The organism is Myroides sp. LoEW2-1 (assembly GCF_009767705.1).
GTDB classification, from domain to species: Bacteria; Bacteroidota; Bacteroidia; order Flavobacteriales; family Flavobacteriaceae; genus Flavobacterium; species Flavobacterium album_A.
Window position 1 is genome coordinate 1 of the sequence record NZ_WSPP01000149.1, and the last position, 1,019, is coordinate 1,019.

Genomic DNA, 1,019 nt, shown 5'->3' on the forward strand with positions numbered 1-1,019 from the left:
TGTAAATCGTCAGCAAAAAGTGGACAATTAAGATACTATAAATAAGATAGTGTTTTCAAAAAATGATAACTTTATAATTATGGGAAGAGTCAGTAAGAAAACACCAGAAAGTATGGTAAAAGATATCCGTAAAAATACGCGTAGACTATTTACCTCAGAACAGAAAGTATTGATTGTAATAGAAGGATTACGAGCAGAGCTATCTGTATCAGAACTATGTAGAAAATACTCCATTAGTCAAACTCAGTTCTATAAATGGAATAAAGAGTTTTTAGAGGCAGGTAAAAAACGATTATCAGGAGATATTACAAGAGAGGCTACCAGTGATGAAGTAGCAGAGTTACGCAAAGAAAATGCAAAACTAAAAGAGGTAGTTGCAGATTTGGTATTGCGTTACGATATTGTAAAAAAAACCTTAGACATGCTGGAATAAATGAATTATATCGCAAGTATATGAGACTAACAGCAGCAGAGAAATATGAGCTAATCCAAAGTGTAACCACAAGTGAATTGGGAGTTAAAAAGACTCTTGAAGAGTTTGGTATTCCTAAAAGCAGCTTTTATAAATGGTATAAACGTTACTTAGAAAAAGGATATGATGGATTAGAAAAAAGTAAGCGAATAAGTAATAGGCAATGGAATAGTATTCCTGAGAGTCAACAGAACTTAGTTGTTGAGATAGCTTTAGAATATCCTGAATTATCTTCACGAGAATTAGCTTATAAAATTACAGATGAACAAGGTATCTATATCTCAGAGTCCAGTGTTTATAGAATATTAAAGAAGAGAGATTTAATACCCGCTCCAAATCATATTCTAATAGAAGCATCTAATGAATTTAAAGATAAAACACAGTTTGTACATCAAATGTGGCAAACAGACTTCACGTACTTTAAAATTATTGGATGGGGTTGGTATTATTTAAGTACGATTTTAGACGATTACAGCCGTTATATTATTCATTGGGAACTATGTGACTCTATGGAAGCTAATGATGTAAAAAGAACCGTAGAAACAGC

2 protein-coding genes are annotated in these 1,019 nt (G+C 32.2%); both read left to right on the forward strand.

Features of this window, described 5'->3' with window-relative positions:
• Nucleotides 1-79 precede the first annotated feature (79 nt).
• Nucleotides 80-433, forward strand: coding sequence for a transposase (locus GOQ24_RS09375; RefSeq protein WP_160339549.1), 354 nt, complete (start codon nt 80-82; stop codon nt 431-433).
• 20 nt (nt 434-453) lie between these two features.
• On the forward strand, nt 454-1,019 hold a 566-nt coding region (locus tag GOQ24_RS09380), incomplete at its 3' end, for a helix-turn-helix domain-containing protein (RefSeq protein WP_160339550.1).

Bases quoted from the DNA above. Each gene is read 5' to 3' on its own strand.
- GOQ24_RS09375 (WP_160339549.1), top strand. From the start codon at position 80: ATGGGAAGAGTCAGTAAGAAAACACCAGAAAGTATGGTAAAAGATATC.